The following is a 24839-nucleotide window of genomic DNA, read 5'->3' on the forward strand; positions in this document are numbered from 1 at the left end:
GATGCTCAGCGAAGGGCTTTTTTATGACATCGTTCGTCAGGCGTTGTGGGTTGCGGTCATCACATCCGTCCCGATCCTTGCCGTGGCGCTGGTTTCTGGCCTGATTGTCGGTCTGTTCCAGGCGCTGACCTCGATTCAAGAGATGACCCTGACTTTCGTTCCCAAATTGATCGCCATTGTCGTCGTGTTCTGGATTTCGATGGGGTTCATGACTCAGACCCTTGTTGCGTTTTTTACCGGAACGCTTGTTCCCTTGATTGCAGGAGGCCGCTGATGGACACGGCTTACGTCACCCTGTCCCGCCAGTCCGGGCTGATGAATGAAATGCGGCTGGTGGCGAATAACATCGCAAACGCCAACACGACCGGATATCGCCAGCAAGGGCTGGTGTTTTCGGAATACGTGCGGGACATGCCGAACAATCCGTCCCTCTCCATGAGCCGGGCAGAGGCGCGTAACACATCGTTGCAACAAGGCGTTCTTACGGAAACCGGAGGGCAGTTTGATTTCGCCCTCGAAGGGGACGGGTTTTTCATGGTTGAAACCCCGGATGGTAACCGTTTGACGCGCGCGGGCAGCTTCTCGCCAAACGCCGAAGGCGATCTGGTTGCGATGGATGGCGCACGCGTTCTGGATGCCAACGGTGCCCCTGTCTTTATCCCGCCCGATGCAGCTTCGATTGATGTCGGCAGTGATGGAACGTTGAGTGTCAACGGCCAGTTTCTGGGCCAGTTGGGCGTTTTCAATGTTACTGATCCGCAGGAGCTGGTCCGCGAAGGAAATACGCGGTTTCGTGCCAACGGTGCGATAGACCCGGTTGATGAACCCGTTGTTTTGCATCGCTTTCTCGAAGGTTCAAACGTCAATGCCATTCAGCAGGTGACCCGCTTGGTGGAAATCCAGCGCGCGTATGAGCTGGGGCAAAGTTTTCTTGACAGCGAAGACGAACGCGTGCGCGGGGCGCTCAAGGCGCTGATGCGCTGAACGGTATAAGGAGAGTTTGACATGCGAGCCCTGAAAATTGCCGCCACCGGAATGACCGCGCAACAGATGCGGGTCGAGACGATTTCGAACAACCTGGCAAACATGAACACCACCGGCTACAACGCCCGCCGGGCCGAATTTGCCGATTTGCATTATCAACAGATGGCGCGCGCCGGAACTGTAAACGCCTCGGACGGAACAGTATTGCCAACGGGTATTCAACTTGGTCTTGGCGTGCGGCCCGCAGCTGTTACCGTGCAACTGGAACAAGGTGCTTTGTCAGCCACCGGCAGTGATCTGGATGTGGCGATCGAGGGGCGCGGATATCTGGAAGTCACGCTGCCCAGCGGTCAGTCCGCGTATACACGTGACGGCAGCCTCAAGCGGTCGGCAGAGGGTCTGATTGTCACCTCCGACGGTTATGCGGTTTCGCCGGAACTCACCGTTCCCGACGACGCAAGGTCAATTTCAATCAATGCCGCGGGCGAGGTCTACGCATATTTCGACGACTCTCCCGAGGGGCAGTTGCTGGGTGAGTTTGTCCTTGCCAGCTTTTCGAACGCCAAGGGGCTGGAAGCCATTGGCGGCAATCTGTTCAAGGAGACCGAGGCATCTGGTGCCCCGGTGCTGGGAACTCCGGGAAGTGATGGGTTGGGCACATTGCGGCAGGGTTATCTAGAAGACAGCTCAGTCGATGCAGTGCGCGAGGTAACCGAACTTATCGAGGCGCAGCGCGGCTATGAGATGAATGCCAAAGTCATCTCGGCAGTGGATCAAATGATGAGCGCGACAACGCAGGTGCGATGATGCGAGGACTCGGCATATACTTGGCACTACTGGCTCCAATTGCAGCGCAGGCTGACATTGTGGTTCCAACACGCACGATCCGGGCCAAGGAAATCATTTCCGCAGCGGATTTGAGAACAAGCCCGACGGATGTCCCCGGCGCAGTGGCTGACCCTGATTTTCTGATCGGGCAAGAGGCGCGGGTGGCACTTTATCCAGGCCGGCCGATCCGAATCACTGATGCAAGACCCCCCGCCATCGTTGACCGCAACGATCTGGTCGTCCTGATATTCGACCGCCAAGCCTTGTCGATAACTGCGGAAGGCCGCGCCTTGGGACGCGGTGCTGCCGGGGACCGCATCCGGGTCATGAACCTGTCGTCCAGAACAACAGTAACCGGCCAAATCCGCGCGGATGGTCAAGTCGAGGTTAAGTGATGACCGGACTGTCGAAAACTCTTCTACTTATAGCTTTGTCTTTGGCCGCGTGTGGCCGTCTGGATCATCTTGGCAAGCCGCCGAGTTTTACACCAAGCGAAGAGTCTCCCGAGCAGGTTGCCATGCTGTGGCCGGGTCTGCCCTTGCACACGCAACCACAACGCACTGTTGACCGCTCATCTCTATGGAGCGGAGGGCAGCAATCGTTGCTGGGCGACCAGCGGGCGATCAAGAAAGGTGACATACTGACAGTGGTCATCGAGCTGGATGAAAAAGCTGAGATATCAAACAACACCAGACGGTCCAGGTCAGGCTCGGAAAACCTTGAGGTTCCTGGCCTCTTTGGCTTGCCCCAGCGCGTACAAAAGCACCTACCAGACGGGGCATCGCTGGATGATGCTGTGTCAATCGAAGCGGATTCCTCAAGCTCCGGGCGGGGATCTGTGAGGCGAAACGAGAAACTGACGCTACGTGTCGCCGCGACGGTCCTAGATGTTCTGCCGAACGGGGTTCTTTCGATTTCCGGCTCGCAGGAACTGCGGGTCAATTTTGAGCTGCGCGAGCTTTTGGTGGCCGGGTATGTGCGTCCTCAGGATATCTCGCGTCAAAACGAAGTTACCTACGACAAGATCGCCTCGGCGCGAGTGTCTTATGGTGGAAGAGGTCAGATTACGGATGTTCAGCAACCCCGATACGGCCAGCAAGTTCTTGACTCACTCTTGCCGTTCTGAGGTGCGACCGTGATTGCAAAATTGGTTCCAGTCGTTTTCCTGATTGTCGGCCTGGGTGCGGGTGTCGGTGCCGGGCTGTTTCTGTCACCTTCGGGCAAGCCCGACAAAACAGCCGCCGAAAAAGAAGTGGCAAAAGAAGAGAAGGCCGGTCACGAGAAGTCTGAAAAGTCCAAGGAAAAAAAGCCAGCCTATGGGTATCTAAAGTTGACCAAACATTTTGTCGTTCCGGTGGTTGGGGATGACGAAATCGAAGCGATGGTCACTTTGTCCCTCAGCCTTGAGGCGAACACAGCAATTGAAGAAACTTTTTATTCCATTGAGCCCAAGCTGCGGGATGGCTTTCTTCAGGTTCTGTTTGATCACGCAAATACCGGGGGATTTGATGGGACGTTCACAGAATCCCGGAATCTGGATGTCTTGCGTAAGTCCTTGTTGGAAGTGGCGAAAAAAGAACTGGGCGAAGATGTTTCAAAAGTGCTGATCATGAGCGTGAACCGTCAAGATACCTGACGAAGGTCGCTTCACGGCGCGGATCCGGCCAGCATTAACGGGTTTGCTTTCGCACAACGGCCTGCCGATGGCTTTTCAGCTGCTGCTCCCGCAGGGTTGCGATAGCTTGTTTGTGGCCAAATGCAATTCTGAGCGCTTCCACACCGGCAAGTTTCTGAGCGCGTGTTTGGGCAAGTCGCATATTCAACGCGCGGCGCGTGGCAGATTCCCAGCCATTCCAAAGAATGTCGGCCCCCGATATCTGATATCCTTCGATTAAACCGCTGGCTTTGCGCATCTGGTCAAGCTGATGATCCAGTTTCGCCAATTGGTGCTGAATTCTGGCCTCGGCCTCGAGGATCGGGCGGAGTGTCTGAAACTGCTTCTGGAAAGTCACGTCGGCTATTTTTTCCAGCCCGCTTAGCTGAGTGTCCTTCATCGGATCTGCTCTTTTGCACGTTTTCGCATCGCTTCGGCGAACCTGATTGCAGCGGCAACAGGGCGATAATGTTCTTCGGCGATCTCCTGCCCGATGTCGACAGTTGCGTGAAGCGCACGCGCCGTCGGGGGGTCCGAATGGATTGGAACGCCAGCCTGAGCTGCAGCGGAACGGATGGAAGCGGCCACTGCATCCACACCCTTGGCGACACAAACAGGTGCGCTGCCTGTAGCCCTCGACCACTTCAGCGCAACGGCAAAATGGGTGGGGTTTACGATAACAACATCCGCGCCCGGAACGTCTGCCATCGTCTGGCTCGAGGCGATTTCCTGCGCACGTTGACGGCGGTATTGCTTTACATACGGGTCGCCTTCGGCGTCCTTAGTTTCATCCTGGATCTCTTTGCGCGACATGCGGTTCTTGCGCATGTGCTCGGCGTATTGCCACAGAAAGTCGATAACGCCGATGCCCAGGGCGATGGCAACCACAATGAACAGGAAGCGAAACAACAGGTTCATCATCAGCAGTATGGATGACTTTGCAGAGGCCGCGCTGGCAGACAGAATTTCAACCAAGTTCGATTTGATGAAAAGTGCGAGGCACAGGCTGTAAATCGCCAGTTTGGTTGTACTCTTGGCGAACTCGAACAAGCCACCGCGCCCGAACTTATTTTTGGCATTCGAAACAAGGGATATCCGCGAAAGCTTTGGCTTCAGTTTGCTGGGGGCGAATACCAGTGAGCGCTGGGCAATCAGGTTTAACAGAACGGCCACCGCGGGCAGGCAGAAAAGCACGGCAATGGGTGGCAATGCGCCGCTCAGAATTCCGGCAACCGTCGCTGTCGCAGGCCCGGTGTTCAGAAGGTTCGCAATCTGGTCGGATTGGTCTATCAGGACCATGAACAGATTCCCCAACTGCGTGACGGGGTACTGCCCTGCTGCCAACAATGCGACCAGCAGCCCGGTATATGCCGCAACAACCGACAAGTCGTTGGACTTGGGAACCTCACCCTTTTCACGAGCTTTCTGAAGCTTTTGTGGCGTCGGCTCGTATGACTTGTCGCTGTCGTCATCGGCACCGCTCATCGCTGGCCTCCGATCGGGTTCATGAAGAAGGCAATCAGCGCGTCAGACCAAACAGAGACGATCAATGGTGCGCCCGCAAACAGCAGAAACAGCCCGGCAAATGTTATTGCTGGCGCGCCCACAAAGGCGACCATCAATTGCGGCATGGCCCGGTTGATAACCCCAAGTGCAAGATTGTAGATCAACGAGGCGATAACGAATGGCGTTGCCAGCGAGAAGGCCAACCCAAAGCTGCGTGAGATTTGTTGCACACCCCAATGGGACAAGCCTGCCGAGCTTGGTGCCAACCCCATGGGGAATAAGGCATAACTCTGGATCAGGAATTGCGCGGCCCGAACGTGCAAGCCCATGATGACGGCAAGCGTTATCCCCGCGATCGTCAGCAGATATCCCATCGCCGGAACAGGATCAGCGGCCGCTGCACCCAGCAATTGCGACAATGACGTGGATTGCGCGGCAATGGATCCGGCGGTTTGCAGCGCCAAAACAAACAGCCGCAACCCTGTTCCAAGCGCCAGTCCAATCAGGATTTCTGTCCCAACCAACCGTCCCAGCGTCCTGAGGCTGGGGGACAGGTCGAAAGGTTGGGTTGCCGGAAAAATGATCAGGGTAAAGGCGACGGAAATCCCCAGTTTCATCCGTGTTGGAATGCTGCGCTCGCCGAAAGCGGGCAGCAGTGAAACCAAAGCAGAGACGCGCAGAAACACCGCAAAGACCTGCCAGAGCGGTTCGGCCAGCTGCGTCAACAACTCTGGCGGCAAAGCGATCACGCGGGAACAGTTCCTACCAGCGCGGGTTTGGCTTCCAATCCGATCTCCTCAAAAGAAAGAACCGGGTTTGAAATGCCGCGCGCATACATGATCGTACGCAACAATCGGCGTCGCCGGGTCGAGGTCACGACTGCAGGAAACAGACCGTTATCAGCAGATCTGGCGATACTGCTGACCATGCCGTCGGCCAGCTTGTTAAACAGGTTCGGCGGCAGTGCGACATCCAACCCGGCGCTGGGCGCGTCGACCTGATAGGTGGTGAACGTTTCCTCCCATTCGGGAGCCAGTTGGATAAGCGGGATTGAACCGTCTTCGCGCTTCATGTCTGCGACCAGCTGAAATCCGAGACGCTGGCGCACCAATTCGCAAATGGTTTCGGGTTGGGTGGTTGTCAGCCGTGCCTGGGCCACACTTTCAAGGATCAGGGCCATGTTCCGGATCGAAACCCGTTCCTCCAAAAGTAGTCGTAGAACGGCGTGCAATGTGTCGATCGGAACTTTGTCGGGGATCAATTCATCCAGAAGCTTGCGGTTTGCCTCAGCCCGTACCGGGTCGCTCAGGCGGGTCATTTCGGTCAAGAGGCGGCGCAGGGATTTCAAGGTCAGCAGGCGTGAAAAGTTTTGTTTGATAATTTCAAGCAGATGCGTTGCCAGGATCTCGGGCGGTGAGACTATGGTGGCCCCGTTCAACGCCGCGTCCTCCTGATGTTTGGGCAGGATCCAACGGGCAGGCGCGCCGTAAACCGGCTCTGTCACGTCGTTGCCTTCGGGCAACAGATCGAACCCGTCCTGAACCAGAGCCAGAACCAGATCGGGGTTCAGAACGCCGCGCGCCTGTTCGACCCCCTGAACCTTGATCACATAGGTTCCGGTTGGCAGGTCGGCTCGATCAGTCAGACGAATTTCGGGCAGGATCAATCCGAAGGTGGACGCCACGTAGGTGCGCATATTGGCGATGCGGGCATCCAACCCGGTCCCGGGATTCAGCACCAGACTTACCAGATCAGGTGCGAATTCAAGGTGCACGTCATCCAGATCCAGAATATCACCAATAGCCTGCGAGAAAGGCACCTCGGTTTCGGTCGCCTGCGAATGCAATGACGGGTCCGTTTCTTTCTGCTTTTTCCGAATTCTGTAGGCCGCATATCCAAGCACAGCTGCACCGAGGATGAACGGCAGGAAAGGCAGGCCGGGCACCAGCGCAAACAGGACCATCAGAACTGCCACGGTAGACAGCGCCGCCGGATGCCGCCCGAGTTGGGAGAAAATGGCATTGTCAGTGGCACCCTGTGTTCCGCCGCGCGCCAGCAGCAATGCAGAGGCAATCGAGATGATAACAGCGGGGATCTGCGAGACCAGACCATCACCGACGGTCAGGATTGCATATGTCTCGAACGCCGAAGACACCGGCATTCCGTGCACGATCACCCCCATGACCAAACCCATAACAAGGTTCAAAAGAGTGATCAGAAGACCGGCAACGGCATCACCTTTGACAAATTTCGACGCACCGTCGAGCGAGCCGAAGAACGTTGTCTCCTGCTGTTCGCGTTCCCGCCGATCCTTGGCTTGCTGATGGTCGATGGCCCCGGCTGACATGTCGCTGTCGATGGCAAGTTGCTTGCCCGGCATCCCGTCCAAGGCAAAGCGCGCACCGACCTCGGCCATACGGGCGGCCCCTTTGGTGATGACCATGAAATTCACGATCAGCAGCACGCCGAATACAACAAGACCCAGAAAGATGCTGCCGCCCATGACGAAATTGGCGAACCCTTCGATCACGTCACCCGCTGCGTTGGGTCCGGTATGCCCCTGACCGATGATCAGTTTGGTTGACGAGACGTTCAACGACAGGCGCAACATCAGCGATGCCAAAAGAATCGTTGGGAAGGATGAGAAATCCAACGGACGCTCGATGAACAGCGTCAGCGTGAAAATCAGGATGGCAAGCGCGAAAGAGGCGGCTAGCCCGACGTCCAGCACCCAGGCGGGCATGGGCAGGATCATCATGACGATGACGGTCATCAGCGCCACTGCCAACAGGACAGTAGGTGAAAACAGGGGCCGGATGTCAAACTGGGGCACGCAGGTATCCTAATTGAAAGGGATGAATGCAGTTGTTGTGCTATTGGTCGGGACCAGAGAGCCCAGGGCAGTGGTGGCGGGTGTGGCCACTAGCATCGCAATCAAGGGCGCTGCGGCCCTTGTGAATGGATCGAGTGACTTACCAGAAAACCCGTACGAGGACGGGTTGTCCAACTGGGCCATCACTGTCTGGAACCGACCACGATAAGCCTTGGCCAGAGCATTCGTGCGGGAATGGTAGGCCCCGGCCGCAGCCGACCACGAACCAAGCTCGAAATAAAGGTCTTTCAGGAAGCGGGCAGCATAGGTCGCATTTTCATCCGGATCGAACATCGAATCGATCGAGCGGAAGGCATTGCCATGCCATCGATAATTGACCTGAAAACACCCGACGTCAAAGCTACGAGAGCCCGCTTTGAAAATATCGAAAACATAGGCCTTGGCCTCGGCCTCGGACTTGAACCAATACCCCTGGCCTTCGACATTTATAGTCCAGGGCCAGGGCTGCAACATTCCGCCAACTGTTCGCCCGGTTTCAACGCGTGTTATGGCGCGCAGTACATCCAGCGGAACATCTTCGGACAGTGATGCACGGCGCGCGGCCTGATCACAAAGCCCGCCTGTTGGCACATTGTGCATGGCGGTACCCGCCTGCGCCAACAGCACATGCAGTATCATGAAAGCAATCGGTATTCTGTGAATTGGCATTCTGCCGGTCCGGGATTCTGGTGTTCCCGGCCAAGCTAGACACCGATCGGTTTACAGAGGGTTATCGCGGCCTCAATTTCGGTCGATCCTGCGCCCGAAAACAACGCTTGTATTGGTGCGCAGGACGCCAGGGATCTTCGCCAGATCGTCCACCAGAATGTCCAGATCCTCCAGCCTCGGGGCATCTGCGGTCAGCATCAGATCGAATTCGCCATTGATCGACAGGCACAGTTTGACCTCGGGATAGGCCTCGAGCCGTTTAAGGATTCGGTTGGTTTCCTTCTGCTGCACTTCCAGCATAACGATGACCTGCACTTTAGGCGTGTCTTCCGTGGACCCAAGGCGCACGGTGTATCCCGTGATTACGCCGCGATGTTCCAGCCGACTGATCCGTTCATGCACAGTCGTGCGGGCCACACCCAGCGAGGCCGCGATCTGCGTGGTCGAGGCACGTGCATTGGCTTGCAGGGCGGCGATAATACGACGGTCAAGCTGGTCCATTGGGGCTCCGGTTTGCGGCAAGTCCGGGTTTAGATCAGATTGACGCCCTTTCTCAAGGCTCACGCGGCATGCGTGGGTGCAGATCATCGATAATGATCGGGTGCGCGTGCGGGCCTACCCCGGCCAGATGCGGATGATCGGTCGGCAGATCGGGGTGATTGTGAACAACCGGTTCCTGATCGTCACGCGGCCAAAGGCTGACTGCTACAATCACACCCGTCATGGACAGAATAGACATACTGCCGAGCGCGACAGTCGGTCCATAGACGGTCATTATCCACCCAGCCAGCGGATAAAGCACCAACCAGCAGCCATGCGACAGAGTAAACTGTGCAGCAAAGACAGCGGGGCGGTCTTCAGGATGGGCCGAACGGGTCAACAAACGACCCGAAGGCGTAAGGGTTGTAGAATACCCAAAGCCGGTAAAGGCCCAAAAAACGGCAAGGACACCCAGCGTAAGCGGGATCGTCGCGGTCAGAACCGAGGCGACGGCCATAGCGCCCGACGCAAGAATGGCTCCGGACAGCATAACCTTGCGATCCTCGATCCGATCCAGCAGGCGGGGCAGAGTGAACGCCGCAAGCATCGACCCGCCCCCAAATCCGGCCAGTGCAATGGCCACGGCGCTTTCGGACAGGCCAAGCGTGGCCCGCACGATGACCACTGTGTTGACGATCACCATCGAACTCAGCGCTGCCGCGCTCCAATTGAGTGCAAGCAGCCCACGCAGCCGGGGCGTTTTCAGGTAGATGCGAATTCCGCGTGTAGTGCGGTCATAGATTCCGCGTGGTTTGCTGGGCTTGGGCGAGGGCAGGGCGACCGAGACAACCAGAAATGCCGAGGCAACAAACCCCAGCGCTGTGCCCCAGAACAGGCTGTTGAAGCTGACCAGCAACAGAAGTGCCGCGGCAAACATCGGGCTCAGCAGGCTTTCCATGTCGTAGGCCAGACGTGACAGAGACAAAGCGCGGGTATACTCGTTTTCATCTGGTAAGACGTCCGGGATCGTCGCCTGAAAGGCGGGCGTGAACCCGGCCGAGGCGGATTGGAGCACGAAGATCAGCACATAGATTTGCCAGACCTCGGTCACGAAAGGCAGGCATACGGCGACTGCGGCGCGGATCAGGTCCAGAAAAACCAGCATTTTCCGACGGTCCAGCCGTTCGGCAAAAGCGGCGGCCAGGGGGGCCACGGTGACATAGGCCACCATCTTGATTGTCAGCGCGGTGCCCAGCACAAGGCCAGCAGCGTCTCCGGCCAGATCAAAGGCCAGCAGCCCAAGCGCGACTGTGGCCAGCCCGGTTCCGGTCAGGGCGACGATTTGGGCGGCAAACAGGTGGCGGTAGGTCCGGTTTTTTAGAATGCTCAGCATGGTTCAGAGGTATTTCGTGATGGCTTTAAAATCCTCGATCCCGCCGCTATCGCCATCAGAAGACAGGCAATGGTCGATGTGATCATGGATCAAGGCGCGCTTGGCGTTGGTGACCGCTTTTTCAACGGCAAACAGCTGTTGGGCGATGTCTGAACAGGGCGCCTGACCTTCAAGCATGGCAATGACCTTTGCCAGATGCCCGTGGGCCCGTTTCAGCCTTGCCGTGATATGCGGATGCGACTCGCGGGGTAAATTTGTCATGATGTATCCCTATCCCCCCCATGAGGATATTGTCAATCCTGTTGCGGGGATCTGCCCGTGACTTTTGGACGGCGTTGAGTTTATGGACCAAACCGCCTATCTCGGAGGCGATATCGCACAAAGGAATAATCGGGTGGCGAACCATTTGTACAAAAACGACCTGCCGGACGGGTTGGATCTGGGCCCCGTTGTGGCCATTGACTGTGAAACCATGGGTCTGAACCCACATCGTGACCGCTTGTGTGTGATTCAGATGTCGGGTGGAGACGGCAACAGCCATATCGTGCAGGTGGAAAAAGGCCAGACAGAGGCGCCGAACCTATGTGCCATGCTGGAAAACCCTGACGTACTGAAGCTGTTCCATTTCGGGCGCTTCGACATCGCCGCCCTGTACCATACCTTTGGTGCTCTGGCCGCGCCGGTCTATTGCACCAAGATCGCCAGCCGCCTGGTGCGGACCTATACCGACCGGCACGGGCTCAAGAACCTGTGTCAGGAACTCATCGGTGTCGATATTTCCAAACAGCAACAGATGAGCGACTGGGGCGCAGTCTCACTTACAGACGCTCAATTGGATTATGCTGCGTCAGACGTACTCTATCTGCATCAGCTGCGCGATGCGCTAAACATTCGTCTGGTTCGCGAGGACCGGACTGAAATGGCGCAGGCCTGTTTTGACTTCCTGCCGATGCGTGCGAAACTGGACCTTGCCGGTTGGCCCGAAACGGATATCTTTGCGCACTCATGACCGATACCGAAGCATTCCTGAGAACCGCCCGTCAGGTGGTCATAGACGAAGCCCGCGCGCTGGACGTCCTTGCCGACAGTTTGGACAAGCATTTTGCCGAAGCGGTGCAACTGATCCTTCAGGCCACCGGGCGCATCATCATCAGCGGTATCGGCAAGTCAGGCCACATAGGTCACAAGATTGCGGCCACGCTGGCCAGCACCGGAACGCCTGCCTATTTCGTGCATCCGGCAGAGGCCAGCCATGGGGATTTGGGCATGGTCTCCAAAGGTGATGTGGTTCTCGCGATCTCGAATTCGGGAGAGGCACCGGAACTTGCTAATCTGCTGGCCTTTACGCGCCGCTTTGGCATTCCGCTGATCGGATTGTCCAGCAAACCTGACAGCACATTGATGAAACAGGCCGACGTACATCTTCTGATCCCGTCGATGGGCGAGGCTTGTGGCTATGGTATGGTGCCGTCGATTTCCACGACGCTGACCCTTGCCATGGGCGATGCATTGGCGATTGCCCTTATGAAATACCGCGATTTCCGACCCGAGGATTTCCGCGCCTTCCATCCCGGCGGCAAACTGGGTGCGCAATTGAGTACGGTACAGGATTTGATGCATGTCGGAGAGGCCCTGCCTCTGGTTGCGGCGCATACTCCGATGAGCGATGCGCTGATCGAAATCAGCCAGAAGGGGTTTGGTGTTGCTGGTGTAACGGACCCGCAGGGTCAGTTGGCCGGGATCATTACAGACGGTGACTTGCGGCGCCACATGGATGGGCTGCTGAACAAAACGACCGAGCAGGTCATGACCCCCAACCCCACAACCATATCCCCGGGTGCGTTGGCGGAAGAAGCGGTAGCAATCATGAATGACCGTAAGATCACCTCGCTCTTCGTGGTTGACGAGGCGACATCAGGTCAGGCTTTGGGGCTGCTTCACATCCACGATTGCCTGCGCGTCGGTCTGGGCTGAGGGAGGCTGAAGTGGACAGATATTCCCGCATGGTGCAGTTCCTGAAGGTGCTGTTGCCGCTTGCGGCTATTGTGATGTTGTCCACGGTATTCCTGCTGTCCCGCAGCATCGAAACAAACGTTTCCGTGCCTTTCGCGCAGAAAGACATTGATGAGAGACTGGCACAACAGGTGGTAACGCGGCCGGATTACCGCGGAACGACCCGCAAGGGAGAGACCGTGCATATCGAGGCGGTGCAAGCCACGCAGGGCACCGAGGCGTCGGTTCCGACCGCGTCCGAGTTTCGCGGCCGATTTGGGCTGCTCAATGGCGGCACAATTACGCTGGATTCGAATTCCGGCCTGATCCGTCCGGATAGTGGAACAGCTACCTTTGTTGGTGACGTGGTCATCACCACGGCGGATGGGCTCAAGGTTACGACGGATCTGCTCAATACCTCGTTGGACGAAGTCCGGGGCGATACGCCGGGGCAGGTGAACGGAACCGGTCCGATCGGTAACTTTTCCGCGGGGCGTATGACCTTTGGCACTGAAAAAACGGACGGGCCGGTCCATATTGTTTTTACAGATGGTGTGAAGCTGGTATACGAGCCTGAAAAAGCAGAAAGATAACTTGTGTTCGATTTTCGATTTGTTCCTTTGTGCCTCGCCTTGATCGCGGGCGCCGCGCCCGTGACTGCGCAAGAGGCGCAGGTGGCTTTTGGGTCCGCGAATGCCGATCCGAGCCTACCGGTCGAGGTGACATCGGAAACCCTGAACGTCAATCAAGAGGACGGATCGGCCGAGTTCATTGGGAACGTTATCGTCGTGCAGGGTGACATGCGCCTGACAGCCGAACGTGTGCTGGTTATCTACAATCAGGAACGCTCGGCGATCGAGCGAATGGAAGCGACCGAGAATGTGGTTCTGGTCAGCCCGCCGGATGCAGCGGAAGGCGACTGGGCTGAATACAAGATCGGTTCGGGTGAGATTGTCATGAAGGGCAATGTCCTGCTGACACAGGGCCCCAGCATCATCAGTGGCGATCAGATGAACGCCAACCTGACTACGGGCACTGCGACCATGACCGGGCGGGTCAAAACGATCTTGCAGCAGGGAAACAACTGATGGCGCGTCCCGACCTGAAACTGACCGAGGGCAGTTCCGGGCTGCGCATCGAAAAACTGCGGAAGTCCTACAAAAAAAAGACGGTGATCCGCGATGTCTCGATGACGTTGGGCCGGTCCGAAGTGGTAGCGCTGCTGGGGCCGAACGGGTCAGGTAAGACCACAACGTTTTATTCAGTTGCGGGACTTGTATTCCCCGAGGCGGGAAAAGTCACGATAGACGGCCAGAATGTGACTACTTTGCCGATGTACCGGCGGGCGCGGATGGGGATCGGCTATCTACCGCAGGAGATGTCGATCTTTCGCGGCATGAGCGTCGAGGACAACATTGCTGCCGTTCTGGATATCACGGTCTCTCATGCGCATAAGCGCAAAGAGCGTTTGGAAGAGCTGCTGTCGGACTTCTCGATCGAACACTTGCGCCGGGCCCCGGCATTAGCGTTGTCAGGCGGCGAGCGCCGCCGGGTCGAGATCGCGCGCTGTTTGGCCGCAGACCCCAAATACCTGCTGCTGGATGAACCGTTTGCAGGCGTTGACCCGATCAGTGTCGGGGATATTCGCCATCTGGTCGCGGATCTGAAAAAACGCGGTATTGGTGTGCTGATTACCGATCACAACGTCAGGGAAACGCTGGAAATTGTCGACCGGGCCTATATCCTGCATGACGGTCAGGTTTTGATGTCCGGCACACCTGATGAGGTTGTCGAAAACGAGAATGTGCGCCGCGTCTATCTGGGCGAGAATTTCCGCATTTCATAATCTTGCGCGGAGTTGTGCCAATTGCATGGCGGAAATCGCGTATATACACATCTGTTTTGATTGACTCTTCCCTCGTCTCTTGCCTCAATTGGCTTATGGCATTTACCCGGCTCCAGTCTGGATCTCGATGTCCCTTCTTCGAAGGGCTGGAAACAAGGCAACCGCGGAAAATGTCTCGACCCCCCACCCGATAAAAACAAGCTCGTCGCGTTTCGCGGCGTCAGAATGGGTGTGAATTGTGAAGGAGATCACATGCGTTACCAAATCAGCGGAAAACAGATCGACATCGGTGCGGCGTTACAGACACACGTGCAGACCGAACTGAATGAGGTCGTGGGCAAATATGCGCAGCGGCCTACGGATGCAAACGTCGTCTTTTCCCGTTCGGCGCATGAATATGTATGCGAGACAACAGTGCACCTGTCCACTGGCCTGACGGCTCAGGCCAAAGCCCATGCAACCGAGATCTACGCGGCATTTGAGGCATGCTGTGATAAAATGGAAAAACAGTTGCGTCGTTACAAGCGTCGCCTGAAGGACCACCACAAGGATCGGGTCGAACCGGTTGAACTCTTTGGGGCGTCCTCTTATATCCTCGCTTCTAACGAATCGGAGTCGGCCGATGAACCCGAATCGCTTCAGCCAATGATTGTGGCCGAGATGGAAACAAAAATCCCATCTTTGAGCGTCGGAGAGGCCGTTATGCAAATGGAACTTGCCGGTGCGCCAGTACTGGTGTTCAGAAATGAAAACAAGGACGGATTGAATGTCGTTTATCGTCGCGATGACGGTAATATCGGCTGGATTGATCCGTAACAGGCAAGGATACGGGGCCGCGCCCGCTGATGCGGGTGCGTGCCATGGAGCGTGATCATGGAGCTTTCGAGCATACTGAAGCCCGAAGCGGTGCGTGTTTTGTCCGCGGCTTCCAGCAAGAAGCGGCTGTTTCAGGAAATCGGTGACGTCGCCGCGGCGACGCTGGGTATCGATCCTCAGGAAGCGGTTGATTTCCTGCTGGAGCGGGAAAGCCTTGGACCGACCGGTGTCGGCCATGGTGTGGCGTTGCCACATGCGCGCCTGCCCGATCTTGATTCGGTTTCAGGTGTTTTTGTCATGCTTGAGAAGCCGATCGATTTCGGTTCGGTTGATCGCCAGCCTGTGGACATTGCCTTCGCGTTGTTTGCACCGGAAGAGGCGGGCGTTGATCACCTCAAAGCTCTGGCACTGGTGTCTCGCACATTGCGGGATACTTCGGTTTGCACCAAGCTCCGGGCGAACCCTGATCCGGTAAAGCTCTATGCGATCCTGACTGAGGCGCAGTCTATGCAAGCCGCCTGATTAACAAAAAAGCCCCCGAAAACCGGGGGCTTTTTTCTTTCCGTTTGGCCGGATCAGCCGCCGGTTCCCATTTCCAGCGTCCACCAGATTTTACCACCGCCTTCCTGATGCCAGGCGAATCCCATTTGGGTGGCTTTGGCGTCCATTATGACAGCCCTCGGTCCGGGTTCCTGCATCCAGGCGGCAAGCGTTTCAGTCTCGGTCTCATAAGTTTCGGAAATGGCTTCCCCCAGAAACGTGCCGAAATAGCCAACACGCGCTGCCCGGTCGATCGGTGATGAACCGTCTGAACCAAAGTGCCAGGGCCGGTTCTGCCGCGACATATCCTTCGAATGAGTCGCCGCCGCTGCGTTCAGCTGCGCGTTCAGCTGTACGGGCTGCAATCCCTGGGCCTGACGCAAGGCATTGACCGAATCTAGCATGCGGAACTGCAGCTTTTCCGGATTGCCGCGGATCTTATATACGGTCGGCAATGGGCGACCATCAGACCCCAGGGTGGTTGAGCCAGTGTTGGTACATGCCGCAAGCGCGACAAAGCAAATCAACAGTAAAGAAACGATGCGCGTCATGTTCGACCTGATTATTGTATCACAACAGGGCATAGCGTGCCTGCTTGTTCTGAGCAAACGCGCAATGGCCACAACTTGCGTGATTCTGCCGGTTTGGTTTGCGACTGAAGCATTCTGGCCATAGAATGCCTCTGATTTCAGACTTCACCAAAACACAGGACCCGTTGTCATGGTCAAAAAGCGCATTCTTTCGCCTACCCGCAGGGGATTTCTAGCAGGGGCTACCGCCACTCTGGCGACACCTGCACTGGCGCAATATATCCCAGGCGACCCGCTACGTCCCGCGCCCGAGAGCGAACCAGCGGTTCGCCGCAACGTATCCGGGTTCCGGGCATTGGATTGGCAACCGTATTTCTCGAACACCAGAAATGGCGCCATATTGGTCGATACCGTCTCAAGAGCGCTGCATTATTGGTCGGATGATCAATCGGTGTACAAATTGTACCCGTCGTCGGTTCCGCTGACCGAAGACCTTACCCGGCGCGGGCGCACCAGTGTGATCCGCAAGGTCGAAGGCCCGAGCTGGTCTCCGACGCCGTCGATGAAAAAGCGAAATCCGGAATGGCCGGACTATATTCCTCCGGGTCCTGATAACCCATTGGGAACGCACGCTTTATATCTGAGCTGGAAGTATTATCGCATTCACGGCACCCATGATACGCGTAAAATTGGTCGCAGATCGTCGAATGGATGTATCGGCCTTTTCAACGAAGACATCGCCGAGCTGTTTTCGATGGCAAAGGTTGGCACGCAAGTGTTGCTAATATGACGACATTTTCATGTGCGAAGCCGCTTACAGGTCAAGTTGCAATTGCATTCCCGCTCTAATGCTGATTAGAAAAAACTACGAGGTAAGTCTTAGATGTGCGGCTCCGGATATTGGAACCGTGCAAATTCTGGAGGTTAATATGAAGAAACTCGTTCTCGCCGCAGCTCTGACTGCAGCAGCTTCGACTGCATATGCTGGCAACCTGAATGAGCCGGTTGTTGAAGCACCTGTTGTTGTTGAAGAAACTCAGGGTTCGTCGCAGGGCATTCTGCTGCCGCTGATCCTGCTGGTCGTTGTTGCTGCTGCTGTTGCTGCAAGCTAATCCGACACGGAATTCATGAAAAAGGCGGTGGAGCAATCCACCGCCTTTTTTAATTCCAACAGGTCTTCAAGCCTGTTGCGCGCCGAAGGGATACTGACGCGCCAGTATCAAGCCGAGCCTGACGTTCTCATGAGAAATGCGGCTTGTGTTCTGGAAACGCTTTACGCCAGCCACCCGCGCAGATTGTCTTCGATCACCTTTCCAAGTGCCGCGATATGGGCGCCGTCATCGTTAAGGCATGGAATATAGGTAAACGTCTCGCCGCCTGCTTCTTCGAAGCTCTCTTTGATTTCTTCGTTAATCTCTTCCAGCGTTTCGATGCAGTCCGCAGAAAACGCCGGGGCAATAACAGCAATGTTCTTTTTGCCTAGCTTCGCCAGGTCGGCCACGTGATCCACAGTGTAAGGTTTCAACCATTCTTCGGGGCCAAAGCGCGACTGGAAGGTCGATACCAATTGATCATCCGTCCAGCCCAATCGCTCCTTTAACAGCCTCGTCGTTTTAGCACACTGACAGTGATAGGGATCGCCCTGCTGCAAATACCGCTCGGGCATCCCATGATATGAGCAGACCAGAATGTCGGGTTTTGTTTCCATAGCCTCGTATGCACGTTCAACTGACTGTGCCAGCGCATCGATATAAATAGGTTCATCGAAATAGGCCGGAACGGTTCGCGTGGCGGGCTGCCAGGCTTCGTCCATCAGCGCGCGAAAGAACTGGTCGTTGGCGGTGGCCGTCGTTGCGCCAGCGTATTGAGGGTAAAGCGGAAAGAACAAGATGCGATCGCACCCTGCCGCTACCATCTCGCGCACTTTGGATTTGGTCGACGGGTTGCCGTAACGCATACAGAAATCGACCATGACCTGATCACCGTATCGTGCGTGCATGGCCTGGCTCAGCTTGGCAGCCTGGTCCTTGGTGATGGTCATCAGCGGGCTTTCGCCCTTTTCCTGATTCCAGATTGATTTGTATGCCTCGCCGGAACTGAATGGCCGTTTAGTCAGGATGATCGCCTGCAGAATCGGCTGCCATCTCCACTTCGGATAATCGATGACGCGCTGATCCGACAAAAACTCATTCAGATACCGACGCATCGGCCAATAGGTGTAATCGTCCGGCGTGCCCAGATTGGCCAGCAATATGCCGACGCGCCCCATCCTGATCTTGGGGTGATCCGTAGGAGCATGAGCGGGTCGCGTGGCATCAAACATATGTGGCTTCCTGAATTTCTTGCGTTAGGGCCTGAAATAAGGGGATTTGGTCGCGCGTCAATCGGGCAGTTTGCCCTCGTCGGTGCGCAAGGCGTCAGCCAAACGTGTTTGCGCCGACCCGGGACGCAGTGGCTTTGGTTGACTGTCGTGGGGGGCCCATCCCGTCAGGCAGATCAGTTCGAACGTGGCTGCCAGGCGCCCGGACCCCGTGGTGAAATGAGTCGCGTAGACGTTTTGCGCGGTTTCAAATACTGCGCGTTTGGTCGGGTGTTTCAGGCGCGCGGATAACGCATTGGCCTCACCCATATTCCGCAGATCGTGCATCAGGTGCCAGATGTCACGGTACTCAGCCGTGAGTGTCACCGAGTCTGCGACGGGCAAGGCCAGACCGGCCCGCTGCAACAAACCGCCCATGTCCCGCAGCTCGGCCATTGGAGCGATGCGGGGGCTGAGGCCACCGGTAACGTCAATCTCGGCCTGACCCAATGCCGCGCGCAATTCGTGCAGCGTTTCGCCGCCCAGACAAACAATCAGCAACAACCCATCGGGCTTAAGCGCGCGGTGGCATTGGATCAACTGACCTACCGGATCGTTTGCACAATGCAGTGTCATGGCGTGGATCACCAGATCATGTGCGCCGGGTTGCAGTGCCAGCACGTCGTTATCCGCAACGATCGAGGCTTCGGGAAAAGCGTCCGTCCAAAGCTGTGGGTAGGCCGTCACGATCGCTGCCGCCGTAAAGGTTTTGTTAACCATGGAGAGCCGATCCTGAACCTCGTCCATCGCGACGCGGTGCAGAAAAAGGGCGTCATCCTGCACGCGGTTGCGATGACGCAGAATGGCGGCACGGTCAAAAAGTGAGGGTGCAGTGGGTTCGGGCAGTTTCATAACTGGCAAGTATCGTATCGCGCAACGGATTCAAACCGCACTTGCGCTGATTTATCCACCACGTTGCATGGGGTGCGGCGACCTGACCGAGTCCGATTTTGGCCTGTGTGGCCCGTGCTGGCGGGAAACGCCATTCATTGGCGGCACGGTCTGTGAAAGTTGCGGTCTGCCCCTGATCGGAGGGCAGGACGAGTTTCGGACCGAGTGCGATGATTGCCTGAAGACCGCGCGCCCCTGGAGGGCAGGCCGCGCCGCGCTTTTGTATGACGGCAAGGCTCGGTCACTGATCCTGGCGTTGAAACATGGTGATCAGCCCGAACTGGCCCGCCCTGCCGCGCAGTGGATGGCGCAGGCAGGGCGCCCATTGCTGCGAGCGGGTATGGTGATTGCTCCGGTTCCTCTGCATTGGTCACGCTTGCTCAAAAGGCGATACAACCAGTCAGCTCTCTTGGCGCAGAACCTGGGGCGTGAGACAGGATTGAAATGCGTGCCCGATTTGTTGATTCGCAAAAAAAAGACGCCGGTGCTGGACGGCAAAACAGCAGCCGAGCGGGCACAGATCTTGGAAGACGCGATATGCCTTCAACCCCGAAATGCCCGCCATCTAACTGGCCGGAACGTCTTGCTGGTAGACGACGTGATGACGTCCGGGGCAACACTGGCCGCATGCACTCGGGTCTGTCAGGCGGCGGGGGCAAATCATATTTTTGTGTTGGCTCTGGCGCGCGTTGCTAAGAATGCCTAATTCGCCCAAGATTGCGCGAAATCCGAAGGGAACGGAAAATGAAGTCGGTAGAGATCTATACATCGCCACTGTGCGGGTATTGTCATGCAGCCAAACGCCTTCTGAAGCAGAAAGGTGTTGAGTTCAAGGAAATCGACGTGCTGATGCACCCCAAACGCAAACCTGAAATGATTCAACGTGCCGGAGGCAAACGCACGGTCCCGCAGATTTTCATCGGCACCACGCATGTCGGCGGTTGCGATGATTTGTACGAGTTGGAGCGTCAGGGCAAGCTTGACCGTCTGCTTGCGGCCTGATGAAAACCGCGCTGCTGCAAATCACCTCGTCGGACGATCCGGCTGAAAACCTCGGGATGGTACGAGGCCTGATGGCTGAAGCGGCAGAACAGGGTGCCCGCTTTGTTCTGACGCCAGAGGTTACGAATTGCGTTTCGACCAGCACCACACGGCAGCACGCGGTTTTACAACATGAAGAAGATGACATCACCTTGGCGGGCCTGCGCGAACAGGCTGCTGATCTGGGTGTATGGCTTCTGATCGGCTCGTTGGGGCTCAAGACTCATGACAATGACGGTCGTTTTGCCAACCGCTGCTTTATGATCGGACCGCAAGGTCAGATCGTGGCGCGGTATGACAAGATCCATATGTTCGATGTGCAGGTCACCGAGACCGAGACGTTCCGCGAATCAAAAAACTACCGCCCTGGCGAAAAAGCGGTCATCGCCGAAACGGATTTCGGCAAGGTTGGTCTGACAATCTGTTACGATATCCGCTTTCCATACTTGCACGCGGCGCTGGCGCAGGCGGGCGCGCGCATTCTGACCGTCCCGGCTGCGTTCTCACCGGTCACGGGCGCCGCGCATTGGGAAGCCTTGCTGCGCGCACGCGCAATCGAAACCGGGTGTTGGGTGCTGGCCCCGGCCCAGACAGGGGAACACCCGAAAACCGGTAGCAAAACACGTTATACTCACGGTCACAGCATGGTCGTCGACCCGTGGGGAAAGGTGCTGATCGACGCAGGGACCGATCCAGGCATTCACATTTTCGATTTGGATGATAGTTCTGTAACTGAGGCACGCCGACGTGTCCCTTCACTGCACCACCGCCGATCCTTCGACGGACCCTGACAGAACGGAACAATGACAGACGACACCAATGCCCTTGCGGTCACGCTGTTCAGCGAGATCCTGACCGCCGACCAGCTATTGCGGAACCGGCTTAGCCGCGTGCTGCCCAAGGGCATGGAAATCTCGCATTTCTCGGTTCTGAACCACCTGGCTTTTGTCGCGGATGAGCGCAGCCCGGCGCAGCTGGCCAACACGTTCCACGTCACCCGCGGCGCGATGACCAACACCTTGGCCAAGCTGGAATGGGCCGGATACATCCACATCCGACCCGATTGGGACGATGCCCGCCGCAAGATGGTGGCGATCAGCCCCGCCGGTAAACGCGCGCGGGATCAGGCGATTTCCTCGATTGCCCCGTTGATCAACCGCGTGGTCGGAGAGTTGGGGGACGACCGTGTTCGTTCGACACTGCCGGTGCTGCGGGATTTGCGGTTGCAGTTGGAGCAAGGTTGAGACGCAAGATCACGGCCGTGATTTTAGTCTTCTTGCCGAAGCGTGTTCCAATCGACGTGTGGCCCAATCTGTTCCAAGAATGTTGTGTCGATAAATCTATCTTTCCTCAGTTCCTTTTTGCATCGCTCTAGATACTCCTTGATGAAGCTAAACACTTCTTCGTTTGTTGCGTTCGCGGGAATGTTGAGATCTGCGGCGAGTTTATAAGTCTTGTACAAAAAGACTTTCCGTCTGGTTAAGACCGCACGTTTCTTTTCAGCGCTAAAATATTCACCAAGAACTTGTGACCCGCGAAAATAAAGCCGGATGTAGCCGATGATTTCGTTGAAATCCCACGTTCCGTACTTCAGCCGTTGATGTTCGACTCGCATTTTGCGATTCCGCGAAAGGATGTCTTCAGGAATGTCTGATCCTACAATTTCTCTCATGTCGCGATCAATCTTCGCGCTCAATTGTTGCTGGTACTTTTCTTCTTTCAAGCGATAGACCGGAACATCAAAAAATCTTTTGCCCCACATCGACAGGTTTTCCTAATTTGGTTGTCGTGACTACCTTTACCCCGGTTTCACACTTGCCGTCACATAGTTCACGCTTAAATCCCGGTCCGAAATCGACCAGCTCCACAGGATCGGGTTGAACACGAAACCCTTGCGGTCCACCGGCTCGACCCCCGCTTGGCGCAGCAGGTCGAACAACTCGTCAGGGGTGATGAACTTGTTCCAATCATGCGTGCCGCGCGGCAGCCAGCGCATTACCACCTCGGCCCCGAAAATAGCCATCGCATAAGATTTCGGGTTGCGGTTGATGGTTGAGCAGATCAGCAGCCCGCCGGGCCTGAGCAACTGCTGCGAGGCGGTCAGGAAACCCGCCGGGTCGGCCACATGCTCGACCACTTCCATGTTCAGGACCACGTCGAACTGCTCACCCGCGGCGGCCATGTCTTCGGCTGTGGTGTGGCGATAGTCGATCTGCAAACCGGACTGCTCGGCATGGATACGCGCAACAGGCAGGTTACCTCCGGCGGCATCGGCCCCGACGACCTCGGCCCCCAGACGCGCCATCGGTTCGCTCAGCAGACCACCGCCACAACCGATATCCAACAGGCGCAGACCTTCGAACGGTTTCCGCACTTTCAGATCGCGGTCGAATTCACCGGCGATCTGCTGTGTGATATAATCCAAACGGCAAGGATTCAGCATGTGCAAGGGTTTGAATTTCCCATGAGGATCCCACCATTCCGCCGCCATCGCTTCGAATTTTGCGATCTCGGATGGATCCACCGTGTTCGGATGCGCTTGCATTCCTGTCTCCGTATGCTCTTTTACGCTTAAGGACTATATAGGGCCATAATGGACAAGTACCCGGACCAAAAGCGCGCAGTTCAATATCTGTACCCGCCGATCGACCCGTTCGACCAGCGTATGGTCGATATGGGCGACGGGCACCGTATCTATGTGGAACAATGCGGTAATCCCGAAGGCATACCGGTGCTGATCCTGCATGGCGGTCCGGGTGGCGGTTGCAGCCCTGCAATGCGCCGCTACTTTGATCCGCGTGTCTACCGGGTGATTCTATTTGATCAGCGTGGGTGTGGCCGGTCTCGCCCCACGGCTTCGGTTGAAAACAACACGACATGGCATTTGGTGGCCGACATTGAACGGTTGCGCGACCTGCTCGAGATTGATGAATGGATAGCTTTTGGCGGCAGCTGGGGCGCGACCCTTGCCTTGATCTACGCGCAGTCGCATCCCGACAGGGTCAGCCGTTTGGTGCTGCGGGGCGTGTTTCTGGCAACTCAGGCTGAACTTGACTGGTTTTATGGCGGCGGAGTGGGGCGTTTCTGGCCGGAGCAGTGGCAGAAATTCACCGCGCTTTTGCCCGAGGCCGAGCTGAAGGACACCATCACCGCCTATAACAAACGCCTGTTCTCGGGGGACCGCGCGACCGAGACCCTGTATGCGCGGGCATGGTCGCACTGGGAAAATGCGCTGGCATCGATCCATACGAACGGATCAGTGGGCGAAAGTCCCGGCGAATACGCCCGTACATTTGCGCGGCTCGAGAATCACTATTTCTACAATAAGGTTTTTCTGGAAAAGGATGGGCAGATCCTAGATCAAATGGACCGGATCGCTCATATCCCGGGTCACATCGTGCAGGGGCGATACGACATGATTTGCCCGCCGCAGGCCGCCTGGTCGCTAAGCGAACGCTGGCCGAATGCCGAGATTAAGATGGTACGTCAGGCCGGTCATGCGCTTTCTGAACCCGGGATCAGCGCAGAACTGATCCGGATCATGGATCGCGTGGCGGAGGGTTTGGCGTGACACGCATCGACCGGCGTGCCTTGTTTGCTTCGGGTGCCGCAGCCGCGCTGCTTGCCGCGACTGGCGCATCCCTGGCGGACAGGCCAGAGAAGGGCGGCACGTTGCGATTGGCCGTGCCGCGCGACGACAGTCTTGAGCAGGTGGCACGCGGTGCGGTTTTCGACACGCTGACCGAGATTGCCCCGGATGGCACTTTGCGGGGCGAGCTTGCGACGGGCTGGCAAACCGACGCCGATGCGAAGGTCTGGAGCTTTGATCTGCGCAATGATGCGGTGTTCCACGACGGCGCGCCTTTGGACATCTCAGACGTTGCTACCGTGTTGGCCGAAGTCGGGTATACCGAGGCATTGACCGCCAACCGTTTGCGGCTGGAACTGGCCGAGGCAAATCCGGGCCTTCCATTCCTTTTGGCGGAAAGTCGTTTTGTCATTGCCCGCAATGGCGAAGGCGTCACGCCGCTACACAGGGCCAACGGTACGGGTTGCTACCGTGTCGAGCGCGCCGAAGACGGGCGACATTTCCTGGGTCGCCGTGTTTCGGGACATTACAAGGACGGTCAGGCCGGTTGGGTCGATGCATTCGAAGTGATCGTTATTCCCGATGCCTGTGTCCGCGCCGAGGCATTGCGCGATGGCTACGTCGATATTGCGGCTTTCCCAGATCCGTCCGAGATCCGCAGTACGCGCGGTCTTCGCTTCCATCCTTCCGAGACCGATATGGCACTGGCCGTTTCTGGGACGGTGGGATTGCCGCGGCAGATTGCCGGACGCACGGTTCTGGACGACGGTCGTATCGCTGAACGGTGGTGGATCGTGTAATTCCGGGTAACACTTCTGTCGGGGGTTGCAGACTCGGATCATCCTGCGT

The 24839-nt window shown here is 56.9% G+C and carries 34 protein-coding genes; 21 read left to right on the forward strand and 13 right to left on the reverse strand.

Annotated elements, in window-relative coordinates; all coding sequences use genetic code 11:
- Position 1: 1 nt before the first annotated feature.
- The 6 genes from ACR3FC_RS10465 to ACR3FC_RS10490 are packed head-to-tail and all read left to right on the forward strand — an operon-like array spanning position 2 to position 3448.
- Positions 2-274 (forward strand): flagellar biosynthetic protein FliQ, encoded by a 273-nt coding sequence (locus ACR3FC_RS10465; protein WP_480474749.1) that lies wholly within the window; start codon positions 2-4, stop codon positions 272-274.
- On the forward strand, positions 274-984 hold the full coding sequence (locus ACR3FC_RS10470) for a flagellar hook-basal body complex protein (protein WP_480474751.1): 711 nt from the start codon (positions 274-276) through the stop codon (positions 982-984). The genes ACR3FC_RS10465 and ACR3FC_RS10470 overlap by 1 nt, the downstream gene beginning before the upstream one ends.
- Positions 985-1005: 21 nt before the next feature.
- Complete coding sequence (gene flgG, locus ACR3FC_RS10475; RefSeq protein WP_480474753.1) at positions 1006-1791, forward strand: flagellar basal-body rod protein FlgG; 786 nt, start codon at positions 1006-1008, stop codon at positions 1789-1791.
- Positions 1791-2207 (forward strand): flagellar basal body P-ring formation chaperone FlgA, encoded by a 417-nt coding sequence (gene flgA, locus ACR3FC_RS10480; RefSeq protein WP_480474755.1) that lies wholly within the window; start codon positions 1791-1793, stop codon positions 2205-2207. The genes flgG and flgA overlap by 1 nt, the downstream gene beginning before the upstream one ends.
- Positions 2207-2938 carry a flagellar basal body L-ring protein FlgH gene (gene flgH, locus ACR3FC_RS10485; RefSeq protein WP_480474757.1) on the forward strand — a complete coding sequence of 244 codons (732 nt, stop codon included), beginning with the start codon at positions 2207-2209 and terminating at the stop codon, positions 2936-2938. Before flgA ends, flgH begins: the two co-directional genes overlap by 1 nt.
- A gap of 9 nt (positions 2939-2947) precedes the next feature.
- Positions 2948-3448 (forward strand): flagellar basal body-associated protein FliL, encoded by a 501-nt coding sequence (locus tag ACR3FC_RS10490; protein WP_480474759.1) that lies wholly within the window; start codon positions 2948-2950, stop codon positions 3446-3448.
- Positions 3449-3482: 34 nt separating this feature from the next.
- Here ACR3FC_RS10490 and ACR3FC_RS10495 read toward each other — a convergent pair whose 3' ends face one another.
- The 8 genes from ACR3FC_RS10495 to ACR3FC_RS10530 all read right to left on the reverse strand — a co-directional run bounded on the left by ACR3FC_RS10495 (position 3483) and on the right by ACR3FC_RS10530 (position 10647).
- Positions 3483-3866: a hypothetical protein gene (locus tag ACR3FC_RS10495; RefSeq protein WP_480474760.1), complete on the reverse strand. Its 384-nt coding sequence runs from the start codon at positions 3864-3866 to the stop codon at positions 3483-3485.
- Positions 3863-4951 carry an EscU/YscU/HrcU family type III secretion system export apparatus switch protein gene (locus ACR3FC_RS10500; RefSeq protein WP_480474762.1) on the reverse strand — a complete coding sequence of 363 codons (1089 nt, stop codon included), beginning with the start codon at positions 4949-4951 and terminating at the stop codon, positions 3863-3865. The genes ACR3FC_RS10495 and ACR3FC_RS10500 overlap by 4 nt, the downstream gene beginning before the upstream one ends.
- Positions 4948-5721 (reverse strand): flagellar biosynthetic protein FliR, encoded by a 774-nt coding sequence (locus ACR3FC_RS10505; RefSeq protein WP_480474763.1) that lies wholly within the window; start codon positions 5719-5721, stop codon positions 4948-4950. The genes ACR3FC_RS10500 and ACR3FC_RS10505 overlap by 4 nt, the downstream gene beginning before the upstream one ends.
- The gene (gene flhA / locus ACR3FC_RS10510) at positions 5718-7745 is read right to left on the reverse strand and encodes a flagellar biosynthesis protein FlhA (protein ID WP_480476880.1); all 2028 of its coding nucleotides are present in this window, start codon (positions 7743-7745) and stop codon (positions 5718-5720) included. The genes ACR3FC_RS10505 and flhA overlap by 4 nt, the downstream gene beginning before the upstream one ends.
- Positions 7746-7814: 69 nt before the next feature.
- The gene (locus ACR3FC_RS10515) at positions 7815-8483 is read right to left on the reverse strand and encodes a transglycosylase SLT domain-containing protein (RefSeq protein ID WP_480474765.1); all 669 of its coding nucleotides are present in this window, start codon (positions 8481-8483) and stop codon (positions 7815-7817) included.
- Positions 8484-8585: 102 nt separating this feature from the next.
- Positions 8586-9014 carry an Lrp/AsnC family transcriptional regulator gene (locus ACR3FC_RS10520; protein ID WP_480474766.1) on the reverse strand — a complete coding sequence of 143 codons (429 nt, stop codon included), beginning with the start codon at positions 9012-9014 and terminating at the stop codon, positions 8586-8588.
- A gap of 52 nt (positions 9015-9066) precedes the next feature.
- Positions 9067-10386 carry an MFS transporter gene (locus ACR3FC_RS10525; protein WP_480474767.1) on the reverse strand — a complete coding sequence of 440 codons (1320 nt, stop codon included), beginning with the start codon at positions 10384-10386 and terminating at the stop codon, positions 9067-9069.
- Positions 10387-10389: 3 nt separating this feature from the next.
- The gene (locus ACR3FC_RS10530) at positions 10390-10647 is read right to left on the reverse strand and encodes a metal-sensing transcriptional repressor (RefSeq protein WP_480474768.1); all 258 of its coding nucleotides are present in this window, start codon (positions 10645-10647) and stop codon (positions 10390-10392) included.
- 133 nt (positions 10648-10780) lie between these two features.
- On the opposite strand from ACR3FC_RS10530, the gene ACR3FC_RS10535 reads away from it, so the two are divergent.
- The 7 genes from ACR3FC_RS10535 to ACR3FC_RS10565 all read left to right on the forward strand — a co-directional run bounded on the left by ACR3FC_RS10535 (position 10781) and on the right by ACR3FC_RS10565 (position 15562).
- A complete protein-coding gene (locus ACR3FC_RS10535; RefSeq protein ID WP_480474769.1) occupies positions 10781-11395 on the forward strand; it encodes a ribonuclease D in 615 nt (204 codons plus the stop codon).
- Positions 11392-12360, forward strand: a complete 969-nt coding sequence (locus ACR3FC_RS10540; protein WP_480474771.1) for a KpsF/GutQ family sugar-phosphate isomerase — start codon at positions 11392-11394, stop codon at positions 12358-12360. The genes ACR3FC_RS10535 and ACR3FC_RS10540 overlap by 4 nt, the downstream gene beginning before the upstream one ends.
- Positions 12361-12371: 11 nt before the next feature.
- Positions 12372-12971 carry an LPS export ABC transporter periplasmic protein LptC gene (lptC, locus tag ACR3FC_RS10545; RefSeq protein WP_267363092.1) on the forward strand — a complete coding sequence of 200 codons (600 nt, stop codon included), beginning with the start codon at positions 12372-12374 and terminating at the stop codon, positions 12969-12971.
- A gap of 3 nt (positions 12972-12974) precedes the next feature.
- The gene (locus ACR3FC_RS10550; RefSeq protein WP_480474773.1) at positions 12975-13466 is read left to right on the forward strand and encodes an LptA/OstA family protein; all 492 of its coding nucleotides are present in this window, start codon (positions 12975-12977) and stop codon (positions 13464-13466) included.
- On the forward strand, positions 13466-14224 hold the full coding sequence (lptB, locus tag ACR3FC_RS10555; protein ID WP_480474775.1) for an LPS export ABC transporter ATP-binding protein: 759 nt from the start codon (positions 13466-13468) through the stop codon (positions 14222-14224). The genes ACR3FC_RS10550 and lptB overlap by 1 nt, the downstream gene beginning before the upstream one ends.
- Before the next feature lie 252 nt (positions 14225-14476).
- Entirely contained in the window at positions 14477-15040 is a 564-nt protein-coding gene (gene hpf / locus ACR3FC_RS10560) for a ribosome hibernation-promoting factor, HPF/YfiA family (RefSeq protein WP_480474777.1), read from the forward strand.
- 57 nt (positions 15041-15097) lie between these two features.
- Positions 15098-15562 carry a PTS sugar transporter subunit IIA gene (locus tag ACR3FC_RS10565; protein ID WP_267363095.1) on the forward strand — a complete coding sequence of 155 codons (465 nt, stop codon included), beginning with the start codon at positions 15098-15100 and terminating at the stop codon, positions 15560-15562.
- A 53-nt stretch (positions 15563-15615) separates the two neighbouring features.
- Here ACR3FC_RS10565 and dalA read toward each other — a convergent pair whose 3' ends face one another.
- Positions 15616-16131 (reverse strand): divisome-associated lipoprotein DalA, encoded by a 516-nt coding sequence (dalA, locus tag ACR3FC_RS10570; RefSeq protein ID WP_209507204.1) that lies wholly within the window; start codon positions 16129-16131, stop codon positions 15616-15618.
- Positions 16132-16300: 169 nt separating this feature from the next.
- On the opposite strand from dalA, the gene ACR3FC_RS10575 reads away from it, so the two are divergent.
- Entirely contained in the window at positions 16301-16900 is a 600-nt protein-coding gene (locus ACR3FC_RS10575) for a L,D-transpeptidase (RefSeq protein ID WP_480474779.1), read from the forward strand.
- Positions 16901-17039: 139 nt separating this feature from the next.
- Positions 17040-17222, forward strand: a complete 183-nt coding sequence (locus ACR3FC_RS10580) for a hypothetical protein (protein WP_480474781.1) — start codon at positions 17040-17042, stop codon at positions 17220-17222.
- Positions 17223-17383: 161 nt separating this feature from the next.
- On the opposite strand, the gene hemH is transcribed toward ACR3FC_RS10580, so the two are convergent.
- Both hemH and ACR3FC_RS10590 read right to left on the reverse strand, forming a co-directional pair.
- Positions 17384-18433, reverse strand: a complete 1050-nt coding sequence (gene hemH, locus ACR3FC_RS10585) for a ferrochelatase (RefSeq protein ID WP_480474782.1) — start codon at positions 18431-18433, stop codon at positions 17384-17386.
- A 57-nt stretch (positions 18434-18490) separates the two neighbouring features.
- Complete coding sequence (locus ACR3FC_RS10590; protein WP_480474783.1) at positions 18491-19321, reverse strand: methyltransferase domain-containing protein; 831 nt, start codon at positions 19319-19321, stop codon at positions 18491-18493.
- Between ACR3FC_RS10590 and ACR3FC_RS10595 the strand changes: the two genes are divergently transcribed.
- From ACR3FC_RS10595 to ACR3FC_RS10610, 4 genes are read left to right on the forward strand one after another with little or no spacing between them, the layout of a single operon-like run.
- Positions 19302-20066 carry a double zinc ribbon domain-containing protein gene (locus ACR3FC_RS10595; RefSeq protein ID WP_480474784.1) on the forward strand — a complete coding sequence of 255 codons (765 nt, stop codon included), beginning with the start codon at positions 19302-19304 and terminating at the stop codon, positions 20064-20066. The two genes, ACR3FC_RS10590 and ACR3FC_RS10595, sit on opposite strands and share 20 nt — an antisense overlap.
- 38 nt (positions 20067-20104) lie before the next feature.
- Positions 20105-20362 carry a glutaredoxin 3 gene (gene grxC, locus ACR3FC_RS10600; protein WP_480474786.1) on the forward strand — a complete coding sequence of 86 codons (258 nt, stop codon included), beginning with the start codon at positions 20105-20107 and terminating at the stop codon, positions 20360-20362.
- Positions 20362-21192, forward strand: a complete 831-nt coding sequence (locus ACR3FC_RS10605) for a carbon-nitrogen hydrolase family protein (RefSeq protein WP_480474788.1) — start codon at positions 20362-20364, stop codon at positions 21190-21192. The genes grxC and ACR3FC_RS10605 overlap by 1 nt, the downstream gene beginning before the upstream one ends.
- A 12-nt stretch (positions 21193-21204) precedes the next feature.
- A complete protein-coding gene (locus ACR3FC_RS10610) occupies positions 21205-21645 on the forward strand; it encodes a MarR family winged helix-turn-helix transcriptional regulator (RefSeq protein ID WP_480474789.1) in 441 nt (146 codons plus the stop codon).
- A gap of 23 nt (positions 21646-21668) precedes the next feature.
- Here the strand turns inward: ACR3FC_RS10610 and ACR3FC_RS10615 are convergent, their stop codons facing one another.
- Both ACR3FC_RS10615 and ubiG read right to left on the reverse strand, forming a co-directional pair.
- Positions 21669-22163 carry a hypothetical protein gene (locus ACR3FC_RS10615; RefSeq protein WP_480474790.1) on the reverse strand — a complete coding sequence of 165 codons (495 nt, stop codon included), beginning with the start codon at positions 22161-22163 and terminating at the stop codon, positions 21669-21671.
- A 36-nt stretch (positions 22164-22199) separates the two neighbouring features.
- A complete protein-coding gene (gene ubiG / locus ACR3FC_RS10620) occupies positions 22200-22946 on the reverse strand; it encodes a bifunctional 2-polyprenyl-6-hydroxyphenol methylase/3-demethylubiquinol 3-O-methyltransferase UbiG (RefSeq protein ID WP_480474791.1) in 747 nt (248 codons plus the stop codon).
- A gap of 48 nt (positions 22947-22994) precedes the next feature.
- On the opposite strand from ubiG, the gene pip reads away from it, so the two are divergent.
- Positions 22995-23972, forward strand: a complete 978-nt coding sequence (gene pip, locus ACR3FC_RS10625; RefSeq protein WP_480474792.1) for a prolyl aminopeptidase — start codon at positions 22995-22997, stop codon at positions 23970-23972.
- Positions 23969-24790 carry an ABC transporter substrate-binding protein gene (locus tag ACR3FC_RS10630; protein WP_480474793.1) on the forward strand — a complete coding sequence of 274 codons (822 nt, stop codon included), beginning with the start codon at positions 23969-23971 and terminating at the stop codon, positions 24788-24790. Before pip ends, ACR3FC_RS10630 begins: the two co-directional genes overlap by 4 nt.
- The last annotated feature ends 49 nt before the right edge of the window (positions 24791-24839 follow it).

This window comes from Ruegeria sp. AF3 (assembly GCF_056536285.1).